Origin of the sequence: Proteus sp. G3927 (assembly GCF_963894685.1) — a bacterium.
GTDB lineage: Bacteria > Pseudomonadota > Gammaproteobacteria > Enterobacterales > Enterobacteriaceae > Proteus > Proteus mirabilis.
The window spans coordinates 260191-277678 of sequence record NZ_CAWQGX010000030.1; the positions used below are offsets into that span (position 1 = coordinate 260191).

At 36.8% G+C, this 17488-nt stretch carries 12 protein-coding genes and 1 pseudogene; 9 read left to right on the top strand and 4 right to left on the bottom strand.

Going from position 1 to position 17488, the window contains the following annotated elements:
• The first annotated feature begins 655 nt into the window (after positions 1-655).
• The 7 genes from acnB to AACV00_RS14265 all read left to right on the top strand — a co-directional run bounded on the left by acnB (position 656) and on the right by AACV00_RS14265 (position 8277).
• Positions 656-3253 (top strand): bifunctional aconitate hydratase 2/2-methylisocitrate dehydratase, encoded by a 2598-nt coding sequence (acnB, locus tag AACV00_RS14235; RefSeq protein WP_104459309.1) that lies wholly within the window; start codon positions 656-658, stop codon positions 3251-3253.
• A 170-nt stretch (positions 3254-3423) separates the two neighbouring features.
• Entirely contained in the window at positions 3424-3795 is a 372-nt protein-coding gene (locus AACV00_RS14240; RefSeq protein ID WP_004244066.1) for a YacL family protein, read from the top strand.
• A gap of 91 nt (positions 3796-3886) precedes the next feature.
• Positions 3887-4747 carry a small-conductance mechanosensitive channel MscS gene (mscS, locus tag AACV00_RS14245; RefSeq protein WP_012368224.1) on the top strand — a complete coding sequence of 287 codons (861 nt, stop codon included), beginning with the start codon at positions 3887-3889 and terminating at the stop codon, positions 4745-4747.
• 167 nt (positions 4748-4914) lie between these two features.
• Positions 4915-5538, top strand: coding sequence for an arginine exporter ArgO (argO, locus tag AACV00_RS14250; protein ID WP_161680397.1), 624 nt, complete (start codon positions 4915-4917; stop codon positions 5536-5538).
• A 90-nt stretch (positions 5539-5628) separates the two neighbouring features.
• A complete protein-coding gene (locus tag AACV00_RS14255) occupies positions 5629-6363 on the top strand; it encodes an oxidative stress defense protein (protein WP_104459311.1) in 735 nt (244 codons plus the stop codon).
• 223 nt (positions 6364-6586) lie between these two features.
• Complete coding sequence (locus AACV00_RS14260) at positions 6587-7306, top strand: DUF6088 family protein (RefSeq protein ID WP_104459312.1); 720 nt, start codon at positions 6587-6589, stop codon at positions 7304-7306.
• Complete coding sequence (locus tag AACV00_RS14265; protein WP_064506049.1) at positions 7303-8277, top strand: nucleotidyl transferase AbiEii/AbiGii toxin family protein; 975 nt, start codon at positions 7303-7305, stop codon at positions 8275-8277. Before AACV00_RS14260 ends, AACV00_RS14265 begins: the two co-directional genes overlap by 4 nt.
• Before the next feature lie 202 nt (positions 8278-8479).
• Here the strand turns inward: AACV00_RS14265 and AACV00_RS14270 are convergent, their stop codons facing one another.
• Positions 8480-9379: a LysR family transcriptional regulator ArgP gene (locus AACV00_RS14270; protein ID WP_004244059.1), complete on the bottom strand. Its 900-nt coding sequence runs from the start codon at positions 9377-9379 to the stop codon at positions 8480-8482.
• Between the two features lie 160 nt (positions 9380-9539).
• Between AACV00_RS14270 and rpiA the strand changes: the two genes are divergently transcribed.
• Positions 9540-10196 carry a ribose-5-phosphate isomerase RpiA gene (rpiA, locus tag AACV00_RS14275; RefSeq protein WP_004244058.1) on the top strand — a complete coding sequence of 219 codons (657 nt, stop codon included), beginning with the start codon at positions 9540-9542 and terminating at the stop codon, positions 10194-10196.
• Positions 10197-10551: 355 nt separating this feature from the next.
• Positions 10552-11802 (top strand): phosphoglycerate dehydrogenase, encoded by a 1251-nt coding sequence (gene serA / locus AACV00_RS14280; RefSeq protein WP_004248535.1) that lies wholly within the window; start codon positions 10552-10554, stop codon positions 11800-11802.
• A 76-nt stretch (positions 11803-11878) separates the two neighbouring features.
• Here the strand turns inward: serA and AACV00_RS17660 are convergent.
• From AACV00_RS17660 to AACV00_RS14300, 3 genes and pseudogenes are all read right to left on the bottom strand, one after another.
• Positions 11879-14002: pseudogene (locus AACV00_RS17660) on the bottom strand (type I secretion system permease/ATPase).
• A gap of 13 nt (positions 14003-14015) precedes the next feature.
• Entirely contained in the window at positions 14016-15377 is a 1362-nt protein-coding gene (locus tag AACV00_RS14295) for an HlyD family type I secretion periplasmic adaptor subunit (protein WP_236645519.1), read from the bottom strand.
• 5 nt (positions 15378-15382) lie between these two features.
• Positions 15383-17455 carry a peptidase domain-containing ABC transporter gene (locus AACV00_RS14300; RefSeq protein ID WP_110706562.1) on the bottom strand — a complete coding sequence of 691 codons (2073 nt, stop codon included), beginning with the start codon at positions 17453-17455 and terminating at the stop codon, positions 15383-15385.
• Positions 17456-17488 lie beyond the last annotated feature (33 nt).

Sequence of the window (17488 nt, forward strand, 5' to 3'; positions counted from 1 at the left end):
ATTAATCATTTTAATGAATAAATCGATAATTTTCTTTTTTTAAATGTAAAGGTTGAACGTAATTGCTAAGTGCTATTTGTAAATGAACTTAATGAAATTATTGTTTAAATAATTAGCATGGTAAAGCTATTTCATATTAATATGTTAGATTTTAAAACTCTATCAAAAAATAATTATTATATGGGGTTTATAGTAGTTTATTGATTAAGTTTTTATTTGTTGGTGATGTTGGGTTTATTTTTATAAGCATTCTATTTAAAATAATTCTAAAGGATGTATGTGTAAGGTTTATTGTTCTAGTTATTTATTACTTAAATCAAATGACTTTAATTTACAAGATAAGTTACGTTTACCGAGTAGCACTGATATCTATTTATTAACTGAGTTTATTGGTAAAAACGAGGCTGGTGAAAAATGCCTATTAGATTGAGTGTCATAATATGAATAAGGTGAGATTTACGTTTGTTGTATGTTGCTTTTATGTGAACGAATTAACATAGTGTTGAAAATTTGCTATGCTGATAGCCCTTAGCTGGGCATAATTTCACAACCATAGATGTTTTATGCGAGCAAAAGATCCTCTGACCTGGCATCCAACTAGATAGGGTGCAGACAGCCGGGTTATACAAAATGACAAAGAAGCGAGGAGAAAGTCGTGCTAGAAGAATACCGTAAGCACGTAGCAGAGCGTGCAGCTGAAGGTGTCGTTCCAAAACCTCTCGATGCCACACAAACAGCCGCACTTGTTGAGCTATTAAAGTCCCCCCCAAAAGGCGAAGAAGAATTCCTTCTTGATTTAATTGTTAACCGTGTTCCACCCGGCGTTGATGAAGCCGCTTATGTTAAAGCCGGTTTTTTAACGGCTCTCGCAAAAGGTGAAACAACATCACCGCTTATCACGCCAGAAAAAGCCGTAGAATTATTAGGTACTATGCAAGGTGGCTATAATATCCATGCATTAATTGAAGCGCTAGATAACGACAAACTGGCTCCTATTGCGGCAAAAGCACTTTCTCATACCTTATTGATGTTTGATAGCTTTTATGACGTTGAAGAAAAAGCGAAAGCTGGCAACGTTTACGCTAAACAAATTATGCAATCTTGGGCTGATGGAGAATGGTTTACTGAACGTCCAGAACTTGCTGAAAAAATCACGGTAACCGTGTTTAAAGTGACGGGTGAAACCAATACAGATGATTTATCACCAGCTCCAGATGCTTGGTCTCGTCCTGATATCCCATTACACGCTCTAGCTATGCTAAAAAATGCCCGCGAAGGCATTGAACCCGACCAACCGGGGAGCGTTGGTCCGATTAAACAAATCGAAGCACTGAGTCAAAAAGGTTTCCCACTGGCTTATGTGGGGGATGTTGTCGGAACAGGCTCTTCACGTAAATCTGCAACCAACTCGGTACTTTGGTTTATGGGGGATGATATCCCTTATGTACCAAATAAACGCGGTGGTGGAGTTGTATTGGGTGGCAAAATTGCCCCTATCTTTTTCAACACGATGGAAGATGCCGGTGCATTACCTATTGAGGTTGATGTTTCTAAATTAAATATGGGTGATGTTATTGATATTTACCCATACAAAGGTGAAATCCGTAACCATGAAACCAATGAGTTATTGGAAACCTTTGCACTAAAAACAGAAGTACTGATTGATGAAGTGCGTGCGGGTGGCCGTATTCCTTTGATCATCGGTCGTGGATTGACCTCAAAAGCTCGTAGCGCCTTAGGTTTACCACCTAGCACTTTATTCCGTCATGCCAAAGCAGTGGAACAGAGCGATCGTGGTTTCTCACTTGCACAAAAAATGGTGGGACGCGCTTGTGGTCGTGATGGTATTCGCCCTGGTGAATATTGCGAACCCAAAATGACCTCCGTTGGCTCTCAAGATACTACAGGGCCAATGACACGTGATGAACTGAAAGATTTAGCATGCTTAGGTTTCTCCGCTGATTTGGTTATGCAATCATTCTGTCATACCGCCGCTTATCCAAAACCTGTTGATGTAACCACCCATCACACGTTACCTGATTTTATTATGAATCGTGGAGGGGTTTCACTGCGTCCGGGTGATGGCATTATTCACTCATGGTTAAACCGCATGTTATTGCCAGATACTGTTGGTACTGGTGGTGACTCACATACACGTTTCCCTATTGGTATTTCATTCCCAGCAGGTTCAGGCTTAGTCGCTTTTGCAGCGGCTACAGGGGTAATGCCATTAGACATGCCAGAATCGGTGTTAGTACGCTTTAAAGGTAAAATGCAACCGGGGGTAACGCTACGTGATCTGGTTCATGCCATCCCACTTTATGCCATTAAAGAAGGGTTATTGACCGTTGAGAAAAAAGGTAAAAAGAATATTTTCTCTGGTCGTATCTTAGAAATTGAAGGTTTACCTGAACTTAAAGTTGAGCAAGCCTTTGAGCTAGCTGATGCATCGGCTGAGCGTTCTGCTGCGGGTTGTACGATTAAATTAGATAAAGCACCGATTATCGAATATCTACAATCTAACATTGTCTTATTAAAATGGATGATAGCAGAAGGTTATGGTGATCGTCGTACACTTGAGCGTCGTATTACGGCAATGGAAAATTGGTTAGCTGATCCGCAATTACTTGAAGCAGATGCGGATGCTGAATATGCGGCTGTAATTGAGATCGACTTAAACGAAATCAAAGAGCCTATTCTTTGCGCGCCAAACGATCCTGATGATGCTCGTCTATTATCAGAAGTTGCAAACAGCAAAATTGATGAAGTCTTTATTGGCTCTTGCATGACCAATATTGGGCATTTCCGTGCAGCGGGTAAATTACTCGATCAACATAAAGGTCAATTACCGACACGCTTGTGGGTTGCACCACCAACAAAAATGGATGCAGCACAACTGACTGAAGAAGGTTATTACAGCGTCTTTGGTAAGAGTGGCGCTCGTATCGAAGTGCCGGGATGTTCATTATGTATGGGTAACCAAGCGCGAGTGGCGGATGGGGCAACGGTTGTTTCAACATCAACACGTAACTTCCCGAATCGTTTAGGTACGGGGGCGAATGTCTACCTTGCATCCGCAGAGCTTGCGGCAGTGGCTTCACTGTTAGGACGTCTACCAGAGCCACAAGAGTATCTTGATTTCATCAATAAAGTCGATGAAACGGCGGAAGATACTTACCGTTATCTCAATTTTGACCAACTAGAGCAATATACAGATAAAGCAACACAAGTGATTTTCCAAACCACGGTATAACTGAGTTTGATTTTTCACTAAAAATTGATTACAACTGCGTTCCAACATATAACGTTGTTCAGCAGTCTGAAACAGGAGGCAATGCCTCCTGTTTTTTTGTTATTTTTGCCATAATAACAATAGATATTTTATATAGAAAAAGGCGACAGCTAATTTAAGGGGCATACACCATGGACTATGAATTTCAGCGTGATCTTACTGGCGGTATATTGGCCCGTTTTTCAATGGATCATGAGGCGATTGGTTATTGGTTAAATGATGAGATCCAAGGTGATATCAGCTTAATCGATCAAATTTTGACTGAGATGGACGAAGTTAAAGGCAGTGAGAAACAGTGGCAATTGATTGGTAAAGAATACAGCTTATCTATTGATGATGAGGAAATTATGGTAAGGGCGAATACTCTCCATTTTGAAACCGATGATTTAGAAGAAGGGATGAGCTACTACGATAATGAAAGCATCGCATTTTGTGGATTAGATGATTTTGCTACTATGCTACAAAAATATCGGTTATTTATTCTGGAAAATAGAAGAAGTTAACAAATCCCATATATTTATTAAATAAATCTGCCACAATATACTATTGGTTGCTATTCTTTTTATTAGGATTATAAGTTTAAAAGGTGGTCTAATGAATGAATTACCTGCGAGTTTAGATGAAGCAACAGGTTGGTTTGTTGCTAATCAAGAACTCTTTATTCAATATGCTGTGAATATCGTTGCTGCATTCTTGATCCTATTTATTGGTCTTTTTGTCGCTAAAATGGTCAGTAAAGGGGTTGCACGAATTTTAACGTTACGCCATATCGACGCAACTGTTGTGACATTCTTGTCTGTCTTGGTGCGTTATACCGTTATTGCATTCACTTTGATTGCAGTATTAGGTCGATTAGGGGTTCAAACAGCTTCTGTTATCGCAGTACTTGGTGCGGCAGGTTTAGCGGTTGGTTTAGCATTACAAGGCTCACTCTCTAACTTTGCAGCGGGTGTTTTAATTGTTATCTTCCGTCCTATTCGTGCTGGTGAATACGTGATGATTGGTGCTGTCGAAGGTACGGTGCGAGATGTACAAATATTCTCGACCACATTACGTTCAGCGGATGACCGGATCATTGTTATTCCAAATAGCAAAATTATCAGTAGTGAGGTTATTAACCTTAGCCGTGAGCCAAATCGTCGTACACAAATTATTGTCGGCGTTGCTTATGATGCTGATATTGATAAAGTCAAACAAGTGCTCGGTGATGTTGTTGCGCAAGATAAACGTATTCAACATAACCAAGGCGTGACAATACGTTTACATGAAATGGCGCCTTCTTCATTAAACTTTGTGGTACGTGTTTGGACCACCAATGATGATGCATGGCCAGTTTATTGGGATCTTATGGAAAACTTTAAACGCGCGCTAGATGCAAATAATATTGGTATTCCATTCCCACAAATGGATGTCTATATGCATCAAGCACAAAATACCGTGATGAAAGCAGAATAAGCACTATTGTTATAAAAACATCTCAAGAGCCACCGATTAAGCGTGGCTCTTTTATTTTTACCGCTATTAGTTTTTCTTATTATCAATAAGAATGATTCATTTCCTCTAATAACAAAATCCTTTTATTATTTTTCTTAATTTAATGAATAATTATTAGGATATTTTGCATGTTAACAACATTTTTTCAGGGGTTTTTATTAAGCGCAGCAATGATATTGCCCATTGGTGCGCAAAATGCCTTTGTTTTGCAACAAGGTAGTAAAAAACAATACCATTTAATGAGTGCATTTTTATGCGCTTTAAGTGACGTGATATTAATTAGCGGGGGAGTCTTTGGTGGAAGTGCATTACTGAGCCAATCAGAACATCTTTTATTACTGATAACTTGGGGCGGTGTGGCTTTTTTATTGTGGTATGGCTGGAATGCGTTTAAAACCGCTTTTACAAAAGAGATTGAATTATCACGGCATAAAAATCAAGTGAAAAGTCGTTGGCGGGTGATTGTAACTTTAGTTGCCGTCACTTGGCTAAATCCCCATGTTTATCTTGATACCTTTGTAGTGCTTGGCAGTATCGGAGGGCAATTATCAGCAGAATTACGTCCTTGGTTTACTTTTGGCGCGGTATTCGCATCGATAAGTTGGTTTTTTGCTTTATCACTACTAGCGGCTTGGTTTTCACCTATTTTAAGCCAAGTGACCGCTCAACGTATCATCAACTTGTTTGTGGGGTGTGTGATGTGGTTTATTGCTCTGCAATTGGCCGCTCAGGGATGGAAAAACCTCTTTTAATCTGAAAGAACTTTACAACAGATATGCTAATGTTGTTATAACCGTAATTTAGTGACAATACCCATACATGATTTTTGTCAGGAGGTTTTTGTGAAAGTAAAAGAAATGGTATTAGCATCCATGTTAGCCCTTGGAGCACCCTCAATCGCTTTAGCCGGGGCGGTACCTGAAGGACCCCATATAACTACATCAGGTAATGCAACAATTAAAGCGACTCCTGATATGGCGACACTTAATATTCAGGTTAGTGAAAAAGCAAAAGATGCAGCTCAAGCTAAAAAACAAGTGGATGAGCGTGTTGCAAAATATTTTGCCTTTTTAAAAGAAAACGGTGTGACGAAAGAAGATATTGATGCTGCCAACATTCGTACACAGCCTAATTATGAGTATGATAAAAAAGCAGAACGTTCGGTGATTAATGGCTATACAGCAACACGAACCGTAGATGTAAAAATCAAAAAACTTGATCAGCTTAATACCTTACTGGATGGGGCATTAGCAGCAGGGCTAAATGAAATTAATAACGTTGAGTTTGGCGTTAATGATCCAGAACAGTACAAAGCCAAAGCACGAGAAGTTGCAATTAAAAATGCCATACAACAGGCAAGTTCAGTGGCAAAAGGGTTTGGTGCTGATTTAGGGGCTGTTTATAGTGTAAGTTATCGCGCACCAGAAGCAACACCTTATCCAATAGCACGAATGAAAATGGATGCTATGGCATTAAGTGCCCCGTCACCGGAAGCAGTAAAAGAGACCTATCAACAACAAAGCATTGAGTTTAAAGATTACGTTGACGTGGTATTTGAATTAAAAACAGCTAAATAATCTTTACCATCAAAGGATAAGATGTATTGGCTCAGCAGTGAGCTGATACATCTATATCAGCGTTGTAGTCTGCTAATAACAGGTTTATTGAAAAAAGAAATATTCTAATTCACTGTAATCACTTGTCAGTGTTATATTCTTATCTAAAAATGTCATGTTTTTCTGCAGAAAAACTTTACCATTTGCTAAGTAGATGTAGAATACTTAACGGGAGGCCAAAAATATGAAGATTAAACCTTTAGTTGAGAAGGAAATAAACCGGTTTGAATTTGGTAAAATTTTCACCTATAGAGATTTAACACCATATCTTTCAAATCCTGAAACAACAGTAAAAGCTGTCAGTCGCCTAGTGAAGAATGGCGATATTAAAAGGTTTGCTAAAGGGCAATTTTACCGCCCGAAAAAAGGGATATTTGGTGAAATGCAATTGAGTGATGCCGAGAAGTTAAAAACATTCATGTATCAGAATGGAAAGCGAAAAGGTTATATTACGGGAATGGGGCTTTATAATCGACTGGGGCTGACTACCCAGATCCCGAAAACAATTACCATTGCTAGTGACAAATCACCACAGCGTAAGGATTTTGGTACCGTCGAGGTAAAATTAGTGAAAGCTAAAGTGCCTGTTTCAGAATCTAACAGGGAGTATCTTGAGATCCTTGATGTTCTTTCCAATATTAAGAAAATACCAGATAGTAACCCATCTGAAGTCATGAAAGTCATAGCAAAAAAACTAAAAAATATCAAAAAAGATGGCCTTTATGAGCTTATTAATTTGGCTAGTTTTTATTCGCCTGTAACGAGGGCTTTGTTAGGATTATTGATAGAGAATATTAATATAAATCTCGCTTTGGAACTTAAAAAACAGCTAAACCCTACTACTCATTATCGGATAGGGTTGGATAGTTATTGGGATAATGCAGAAGAATGGAATATTGAATGAATCTTCACAACAATCCAGATGTATTTCTGGAATTGATTAACCGGACAGCAGAGTATTTTAAGATCCCTGAAGTTTATGTTGAGAAGGATTATTGGGTTACACACGTCCTTCTCCAATTAAGTCTGTCTGAATTCAGGAACGATTTTATTTTCAAAGGTGGCACGGCGCTATCCAAGGTCTTTGGTCTAATCAAAAGATTTTCAGAAGATGTTGATCTTGCTATGTTTAATAACCGAGGACTGAGCAGTAATCAGATTAAAAAGTGCATGAAAGTAGCAGAGGAAACAATTGCTACTGGATTGACATATATTCAAAAACCTGACGAGTCTAAAGGAAGCCAATTCCGAAAAGTCTATTATAAATTCCCGCGAATTGTTAGCGGAGAATTTGGTCACGCTTCTGATGTTATTTTGCTGGAAACAAATAGTTTTACTTCACCAGAACCTTTTTCATTTATGCCTACTGAATCATTGATTGCTGAATTCATCAAGAAAGCACAGATTGAGGGTGGAAATGAAATCATAACACACTATGGACTAGAAAAATTTGAAGTCAACGTTCTTGACATCAAACGAACAGTAGCAGAAAAAATATTAGGATTAGTTAGAGCGTCGAGTGAAGCAGATCCAAAACAGGCTCTAGCTGATAAAATCCGTCATATTTATGATCTTTGCATGATCAAGCGTAATAAGCATTATAGCCAATTTTTTGATTCTGATAGCCTTTGGAAGATGATGGACATTGTTATTCAGGCTGACAGAGATCAGTTCAGAGAAGCAGGACAATGGCTTGACCAACCTCTACATAAGAGTGTGCTTTTCTCCAAGTCTAGTGAAATATGGGAAAGTATCAGGGGGATTTTTCACGGCGAATTTTCTGAATTGGTTTATGACAGTGATCTTCCCTCTGATGATGAAGTTTTCAGCTTACTTTCCTCAGTGGCCAGTCTTTTGCAAAAATGGTCTGATTAATAAAGCTGTGGTGATATATTTTTTGTATGAGTTATACCGTTAAGATGCAGTTTAGAGCCAACTGCCAGTCACTGTCTGAGTGAATATAGATAACAGACTAAAGTAAGGAAAATCAATTCGCCATTTTCCTTACTTATCGTTAAATCCCTTTCTAAGAATAGCGATAATATTGATCAAGAAACAACATCATCAACGTTACTTTTTACTCTTCATCTTGCTTAAGCACTTTACGACCATAATCAAGTAACGCATCCGTTACCTTTCTCATCGTTCTGCTTTCTGGGGCAAAACGGTGCCAATACAACATGCGGCGTTGGCATAATCCTGGCGTTAAATCAATCAATTCACCACTTTTTAGCTCATCGGCAATTTGTAGATGAGGGATCATACAACATGTTGAGCCTTGTTTAGCTAACTGAACAAAGGCTTCAGAAGAATTAACAATATGGCAAGGCACACTACCGGGAGATAAGCCGAAGTTTTGCTGTAAGAAGGCCTGATGCATATCATCAAGATGGTCAAATGCGACGGCGGGGGCTTTTAACAGAGATGATTTAGTGACCCCATTAGCAAAATAACGTTGGGCAAAATCAGGGGATGCCACAAAAAGATAGTCTAATGCGCCTAATTGGTCGACTAGACAGCTAGGCAATGCTTGAGGCTGAATACTGATAGCGCCAACCACTTCACCACGTCTTAATCGCTCTTGGGTACGAGTTTCATCTTCTACTTGAATATTAAGCCGGATAGGAAGTTGTGTTAATACCGGGTGCAAAGCAGGCAATAACCAAGTAGCTAAACTATCCGCGTTGACAGCTAAAGAGAGTAAAAGAGGCGTCGAGCCACTATTTTCATCACCTAACCACTGCTCTTCTAACATTTCGACCTGATGCAGTAATGCGAGTAGCTTTTGCCCTTGCTCTGTGGGTTGGGGCGGAACCGTACGTACTAATAAAGGTTGTCCAAATAGATTCTCAAGTTGTTTTATTCTTTGTGAAACGGCAGATTGCGTAATACATAGTTTTTGTGCGGCTCGTTCAAAACCACGCTCTCGAATAACGGCATCAAGGGCTTGCAGGGCCCGATAATCAGGACGTTTCATTGACAGATTCTCTTTGATTTTATGTTCTACTGTGTACTATGCCATATTTTTAGTTTTTATGAGTTAAAATGTTGTGTCTCAAATTTTGATACACCTTGTGCGGATTTTATGGGCACTATGCTATTCTTATTCGATAAATGTGAAAAATAAGGTTTTGTAAATGACTCAAGATGAATTAAAAAAAGCAGTAGGTTGGGCCGCCCTTGAATATGTAAAACCGGGTACTATCGTGGGCGTTGGAACAGGCTCTACGGCTTCTCATTTTATTGATGCTCTTGCAACAATGAAAGGTCAAATTGAAGGGGCAGTTTCTAGCTCAGAGGCTTCAACGGCAAAACTAAAAAGCTATGGCATTCCCGTTTTTGACTGTAATGAAGTTGATTCGCTCGATATCTACGTAGACGGTGCTGATGAAATTAACCATCAAATGCAGATGATCAAAGGTGGTGGTGCGGCATTAACCCGTGAAAAAATCATTGCAGCGGTGGCAAAAACCTTTGTGTGTATTGTCGATGAATCAAAACAAGTGGATGTTTTGGGTAAATTCCCTCTGCCTGTTGAAGTTATCCCAATGGCTCGCTCTTATGTGGCTCGCGAGCTGGTTAAATTAGGTGGGTTACCTGAATATCGTGAAAACGTCGTGACGGATAATGGTAACGTGATCTTAGACGTTTATAATCTCACTATTTTGAACCCTATCGAGCTAGAAAATAAAATTAATAGTATTGCAGGGGTGGTCACTGTCGGGCTTTTCGCTAATCGCGGAGCAGACATTGTATTAATGGGGACTTCTGAAGGTGTGAAAACCATTAAATAACACGATTAAATTGTATCTCTAGTCAGAGATAACAACATCCTCTTAAAGAGAGTGGGAGAACTATATTGTTTTCCCACTCTCTTTTATCTTTCCCCTTAGATAATCAGAATGATGACTTTTTGCAAATTATTTTGAAAACCATAAATTCAGTGATATATATCACACGATAGAGATATCTCTCTTTAAAATGCTGCCATTTTTATTGTCAAAATCATTTTGCTCGGTAGAAAATCACTTTATCTATCGCTTATTCTGTCAACAGTGCAATCGGTTGTATTGCCTCAAAATCTATTTTTGTTATGTTGGTGAAACAGGATTTCGTTTTTATTCATGTAACACAAATAGGGCAGGGTAAATGGTCAAGGTATCTTTGGAAAAAGAAAAGATAAAGTTCCTACTATTGGAAGGTGTACACCAAAGTGCGGTAGAGAATTTAAGAGCAGCAGGTTATACCAACATCGAATATCATAAAGGTGCATTATCGGGAGAAGAATTAAAACAAGCTATCCGTGATGCACGCTTTGTGGGGATCCGTTCCCGCACTCACTTAACAGAAGAAATTTTTGCAGCCGCTGAAAAATTAGTTGCTGTAGGCTGCTTCTGCATTGGTACTAACCAAGTTGACTTAGATGCGGCTGCCCGTCGTGGGATCCCTGTTTTTAATGCACCTTTTTCAAACACTCGTTCCGTGGCTGAAATGGTGTTAGGGGAATTACTGTTATTACTGCGTCGTATTCCAGAAGCTAATGCTAAAGCCCATCGTGGTATTTGGGATAAACAAGCTAAAGGCTGTTTTGAAGCGCGAGGTAAAAAACTGGGGATTATTGGCTATGGTCATATAGGCACCCAGTTAGGGATTTTGGCGGAAAGTGTTGGTTTAGATGTCTATTTTTATGATATTGAAAACAAACTTCCTTTGGGAAATGCAACCCAAGTTCGCCACTTATCCGAACTGCTGAATATGTGTGACATTGTTAGCTTACACGTGCCAGAAACGCCATCAACAAAAAATATGATTGGTCACGAAGAGCTATTACGAATGAAGCCAGGCGCTATTCTTATTAATGCCTCTCGTGGAACTGTGGTTGATATTCCGGCATTAGCACAAGCGCTAGAGAGTAAACATTTATCAGGTGCAGCGGTGGACGTTTTCCCAACGGAGCCGGGGGCAAATAACGATCCGAACGATCCTTTTGTATCAGAATTAATTAAATTTGATAATGTGATCTTAACCCCACATATTGGTGGTTCAACCCAAGAAGCCCAAGAAAATATTGGTTATGAAGTTGCTGGTAAGTTAGCTAAATATTCTGATAATGGTTCTACATTATCTGCGGTTAATTTCCCTGAAGTATCATTGCCTAGTCATGGTGATGATGTAAACCGTTTACTGCATATTCATGAAAACCGTCCGGGTATTATGAATAGTATCAATAACGTATTTACAGAAGAAAATATTAACGTTGCTGCACAATATCTACGTACAGCTGGTAATGTGGGTTATGTAGTGATTGACGTTACTACACAAACGAAAGCACAAGCTGAGTTAGTATTGCAGAAACTAAAAGGACTACCGGGTACCATTCGTGCTCGTATGTTGTACTAATATCGCTATTTTTATATTAAGTATAAAGGCTCAATAATTAGAGCCTTTATTTTTATGGTTCATTAGTTATCACGGTTTATTGCTGTGTCTGTTGTTGCCACAATTGCTGATAAAGTGTTTTCTTATTTAATAAATCGCTATGTGTACCTTCTTCTAATATACGACCTTTATCAATAACATAAATATAATCTGAAATAGAAATAGCATTAAGTCGGTGAGCAATACAAATTACCGTTCTATTTTTACAAATAGCCGGAAGATTGGCTAAAATTTCCGCTTCTGAGGCATAATCTAACGCCGATGTTGCCTCATCTAAAATAAGAATTCGTGGATCAGGTAAAAGTGCTCTTGCTAGCGCAATACGCTGACGCTGTCCTCCTGACAAATTACTACCTCTTTCACCTACTTGTGTATTAAATCCCTCAGGGAGTTGAGTAATAAAATGAAAAGCGCCGGCTAATTTACTCGCTTCAATAATATCTTCTTCACTACAATCGGGTTTTGATAACCGAATATTTTCCATAATAGTGCCACTAAATAAAAAATTATCTTGTAAAACAACACTAATTGATTGGCGTAAAGTAAGGGGATTGGCAATGGCGAGATCCATACCATCAATATAAATCTGGCCTTGTTGAGGAGTATAAAAACGTTGAATTAAACGTGTGATAGTACTTTTTCCTGAACCAGAGGGGCCTGTAATACCAATAAATTTGCCCGCGGGGATCGAAAAAGAGAGTTGCTCAATCACATCTGGAGTATTGGCTGTATAACGAAAGCGTACATGAGAAAATACTATACTTCCTGCAATATTAGGTACAGTAGCAAGTCCTTGATGTTGATGCTCTGTGGGAGTATTAACGATCTCGCCAATACGACGTATAGAGATGCCTGTTTGTTGAACATCTTGCCAAAGTTGGGCTAAACGTAAAATAGGTTGTGTAATATGGGTGGCAAACATATTAAAAGCCACTAATTCTCCCACACTTAATTGCGCTTTCATAATCAGATTAACACCATGCCACAAGATAATTGCCATAGTAATTTTATGAATAGCCCCAATTAATTGCTGAGCAAATAACGCTTTTTTGGCCGCTGAAAAACGCTTAAGGATATAATTAGTGAGTTTATATTGCCACTTTTCAATAAATTGATGTTCTGTTGCTGTTATTTTTATGGTTTCTATACCATTAATAGCCTCTGTTAATAAGCTCGTATTATCAGCATTTGCTTGATACTCTTGTTCAACCTAATAACGGATCATGGGGCCAAGTATCAGCCAAAATAAAAAGTAAACGACTAATGCTGCTATGGTTATCCAAGTTAATAATACGGAATAAGCAAACATTACTGAAAGAAATACGATAATAAAAATAAAATCCAGTACCATCATCAACGCAGAGCCAGTAATAAACTGGCGAATATGAGCAAGCTCTTGAATACGAGCAATAATTTGGCCAGATTGACGTTGATTAAAAAACTGACTGGGTAGCCGAATGAGGTGTTGATAAATTTTCCCTGAGAATTCGGCACCTAGGGTACAAGAAACAAAAGCATAAAGTTTATCTCGTAATAAAAGATAGATAGGCTCTATAATAGCAAGCAGCACGAGGAGTACCCCTAAAACTTGCAAATTAGAGAGGCTTCTCCCTGTTAATACTTTATCAATAATTTTTTCAAAAATAATTGGATTAACTAAAGCAAATAATTGAATAAAACAAGATAAAATAAAAATTAAATATAATGATTTTTTTTGTTTTAATAGTGATGGAATGCACCACATTAAGCTAAACTTGCTCTGTTTAGGGGTAAATATCTTATTAATAATTAGCAGTGTGGTATAAGTAATTTTTTTATCAATATGATAATGACTCTCTGTGTTAGTGCTTGGGTCAATAATAATTAATTTATCACTTGTTCTATTTTTTAGAATATACCAATAACCATTAATTTCGATAAGTGTATCAATAATTATTTTATCTTTATACTCACTTTCACTATTAAAAAATGAAAATTCGCATTTTAAATTGAGTTGTTGAGCGGCTTCTATGATATTTAATTCAGAGAGATTGTCGTCATTACCTAAAAAATGAATAAGCTGCTCTTTTTTTAATGTTCCTTTATTTTTTTTTGAAAAATAAATAAGCCCATCAATAATTGAAGGATGAAGAGATGGCGTATTTTTAGTTATATAGTTCATAGATATCTCGCTATTATTTTTCTCTTAATGCTTCATGTTGATAAACTTCTATTGGACTGAGTAAATAATCAATCACTCGACGTTTTTCAATTTTTATATCGGCAACTAAAGACATACCTGTAGCCAGTTTATATTGTGCTTCATCTTCACCCATCACTTGCTTATCAAGTTCAATCAGGACGGGATAAACTAAGCCTAATTGTTCATGTTGTATGGAATCTTTTGCTATATTGACAATGGTGCCTTCAATGGTGCCATAACGGGTATAAGGAAAAGCATCAATTTTAATCACCGCTTTTTGACCTGGGTAGATAAAACCAATATCTTTATTGAGAATATTCACCTCAGCAACATTATGCTGAGTATTGGGTACTATCACCATCACCGCTTGTGAAGGTTGCAATACGGCTCCTAGGGTATGAACAGCGAGTTGTTGTACTGTACCTGTAACAGGAGAACGAACAACTTTTAATTGTTGACGTTTCTGAGCATGAAAAAGATTTTGTTGATAAATAAAAACTTCGCTTTCATATTGTTTAAATTTGTCATGCCACTCTAGGTGTTTTTGTTTTTCTAATCTATCGCGATTTTTTATATATTGTTGCTCTTGACTGGATAAAATAATCAGTTCTGATGATTTTCTTTTAATGATTTGATTAATTTCTAATAACTCCTTTTTATTTTCTAAAAACTCCATGGTACTAATGATTTTTTTATCATAGAGTTTTTTCTTTATATTAAAACGTTTTTCAATATTGTTTTTTAATTCATTTAATGAATTGATTTCTTGGTGAGTAAGAAGCTTGTTTTTATTGTTGGTTTCTATTTCAGAATTAATATGATTAATACTAGCATCAATTTCATCCTTTTCTTTTTGATAACTTAGTAGAACCGCTTCTTTTTTTTCTTTATTTAGTAAATTAAAATCATCAATTGTATCAGGTCGGGTGTTTTGACTTAATGCTTGATAACGAATTTTTAGTAATAATAGATTTTCTATCTTATTTTTTAGATTATTAATCTCTTCATCAACACCTAAAATATCAAGTGTTAATAACGCTTCTCCTTTGGTAACTTGTTGGCCATTTTTTACATGAATGGCGCTTAAGCGACTATGTTCATAAATTTGAATTTGTTGCGAATAACCTGAAACCACTAATTTTCCTATAGCTGAAGAAAGCACATCTAATTTACCTATATATGCCCAGAGTAAAAATATAATCACACTTAATGAAATTATTATTGCAATAATACGACTATAAGGTGTCGGCGGTTTCTCAAGTACGGCGATATGATTAGGGTAAAAATCATAGTTTTTAGGCTCTTTTTTAGTTTTAAAGTAGTGAGCAATCATTTGTTTTATTTTTGATTTCATCATTGTTATCCTTGTTGATGTTGCCAAAGTTTCTTATAAGCGCCATCTTTTCTAATCAATTCATTATGTTTGCCTTCTTCAATTATCTGGCCTTTTTCTAATACAATAATGCGGTCACAGTTTTTTATTGTGGAAAGGCGATGAGCAATCATAATGACGGTCTTATCTTGGGTAATAAGGGGAAGATTTTTTTCGATGATGGCTTGAGACTCACCATCCAATGCGCTGGTAGCTTCATCAAAAATTAAAATTTTAGGGGATGAGAGTAAGGCTCTAGCAATTGCAATACGTTGGCATTGTCCCCCAGATAAAGATCTGCCATTTTCAGCAATGAGTGTGTCGTACCCTAAAGGAAGTTTTAAAATAAACTCATGAGCACCTGCTAATTTAGCGACATGAATAACCTCATCTAATGAGGCTGATGGTTGCGTTAAACGGATATTGTCGAGCACGGTTAAATGAAATAAAAAATTCTCTTGTAAGACAAACCCTATTTGTTGACGTAATACTGCGGGGGGAATTTCACAAACCGGAATGCCATCAAGCTTAACTTGACCTAATTGTGGGATATAAAGCCCTGCGATGATGCGCGCTAATGTACTTTTCCCTGATCCAGACGTCCCGACGATACCAATAGTTTCATATTTATTTATTCTAAATGAAATTTGCCTTACAACAGGGGGGGCATCATGTTGATAACTAAAACTGACATTCTCAAAACTCACTTCACCTTGTAAGGTCATTTTCTTATTGGCTTTTTCTTGCTCTATTGGGAGATTAAGAATGTCTTGTAAATTATAAATAGCCGTTTTGGCTCGGATATACTTTCCCCAAACTTCTATTGCAGAACTTAAAGGTTGTAGACAGTGGTTTAATAGCATATTAAAAGCAATGAGTTGACCTATTGTCATTGCAAGTGAAATGACTTCAAAAGCACCTAGACATAAAAGTATCGCTGTCGTTATTTTTTGTAAAAATGAAACAATGTATTGCGATAAGTTATCAATATTTTGTAATTTTAAATTTTCATTAGTCAGTTGATGAATTTGCGTATGCCACTGTTGTGTAAAACGTGGTTCTAATGAAAGGCTTTTTATTGTTTCTATACCTCCTAGGGTTTCTGTTAAAAAAGCACTATTTGTTGCTGAATATTGATAAAGCTGTTGTACGGTTTTTTCTATTTTAGGGGCAATTAATTTAGCTAAGATAAAATAGAGTGGGATGGTGGCAAGAAAGATTAATGTTAACTTTAATGACAAATAAGCCATAACAAATAGGAAAATAAAGATAAATGAGAAATCAACCAATAACATTAATAAGGTTTTTGTTATAAACTCTCGAATGATATCAAGCTCTTTTACTCGTGTAACAATAATACCTGTTTGGCGAGATTTAAAATAACTGATAGGAAGTTTGAATAAATGATTAGTTAATTTCAAACTTAGCAACATATCAATTTTATTTGCTGTATGATGATAAATATACTCTCTTATCCCCTTTAATACAGATTCTGAAACGGCGACAAAAATAAGACCTATTATTAACACATCAAGCGTGGATAGGGCTTGATGGATAATTACCTTATCCATAATTATTTGCGTAATAATCGGGGAGGCAAGTGCTAGCAGTTGAAGAATTAACGAGTAAAATAATACACTTTGAAATAATATACGATATTTCATAAAGGTTGGGACAAACCAAGTGATATCAAAAAAATGCTTTTCTGCAAAGTCCAGATAGTAATAGTGATTTATACTGTTGTTTATTAACCTCTCTTTATTCCATGTCTCCATCTTATCAGTTTGTAGATTATAAATTAGAAATTCAGTGTTGTTATATTTTAAAAGAATAAATATATTTTTAGAACGATCTAAAAAAATTATTGGGTAGTGTAATTGTTTTTTAAAAATATAATTAATATTTTTTTTCTTTAGTTTAAAAGTATGTTTTTTTTCTAATGATGCGATAGTATCATCGCATTTATTAATGTTTGTATTTGTATTATCTGATTGTTTTCCTGAAAGATTAAGAATGATATTAATACTTTTTATAAATTTCGTACTTTCTCTATTTTTCATATTAAACACAATGTAGTTAAAAATAGAGATTTA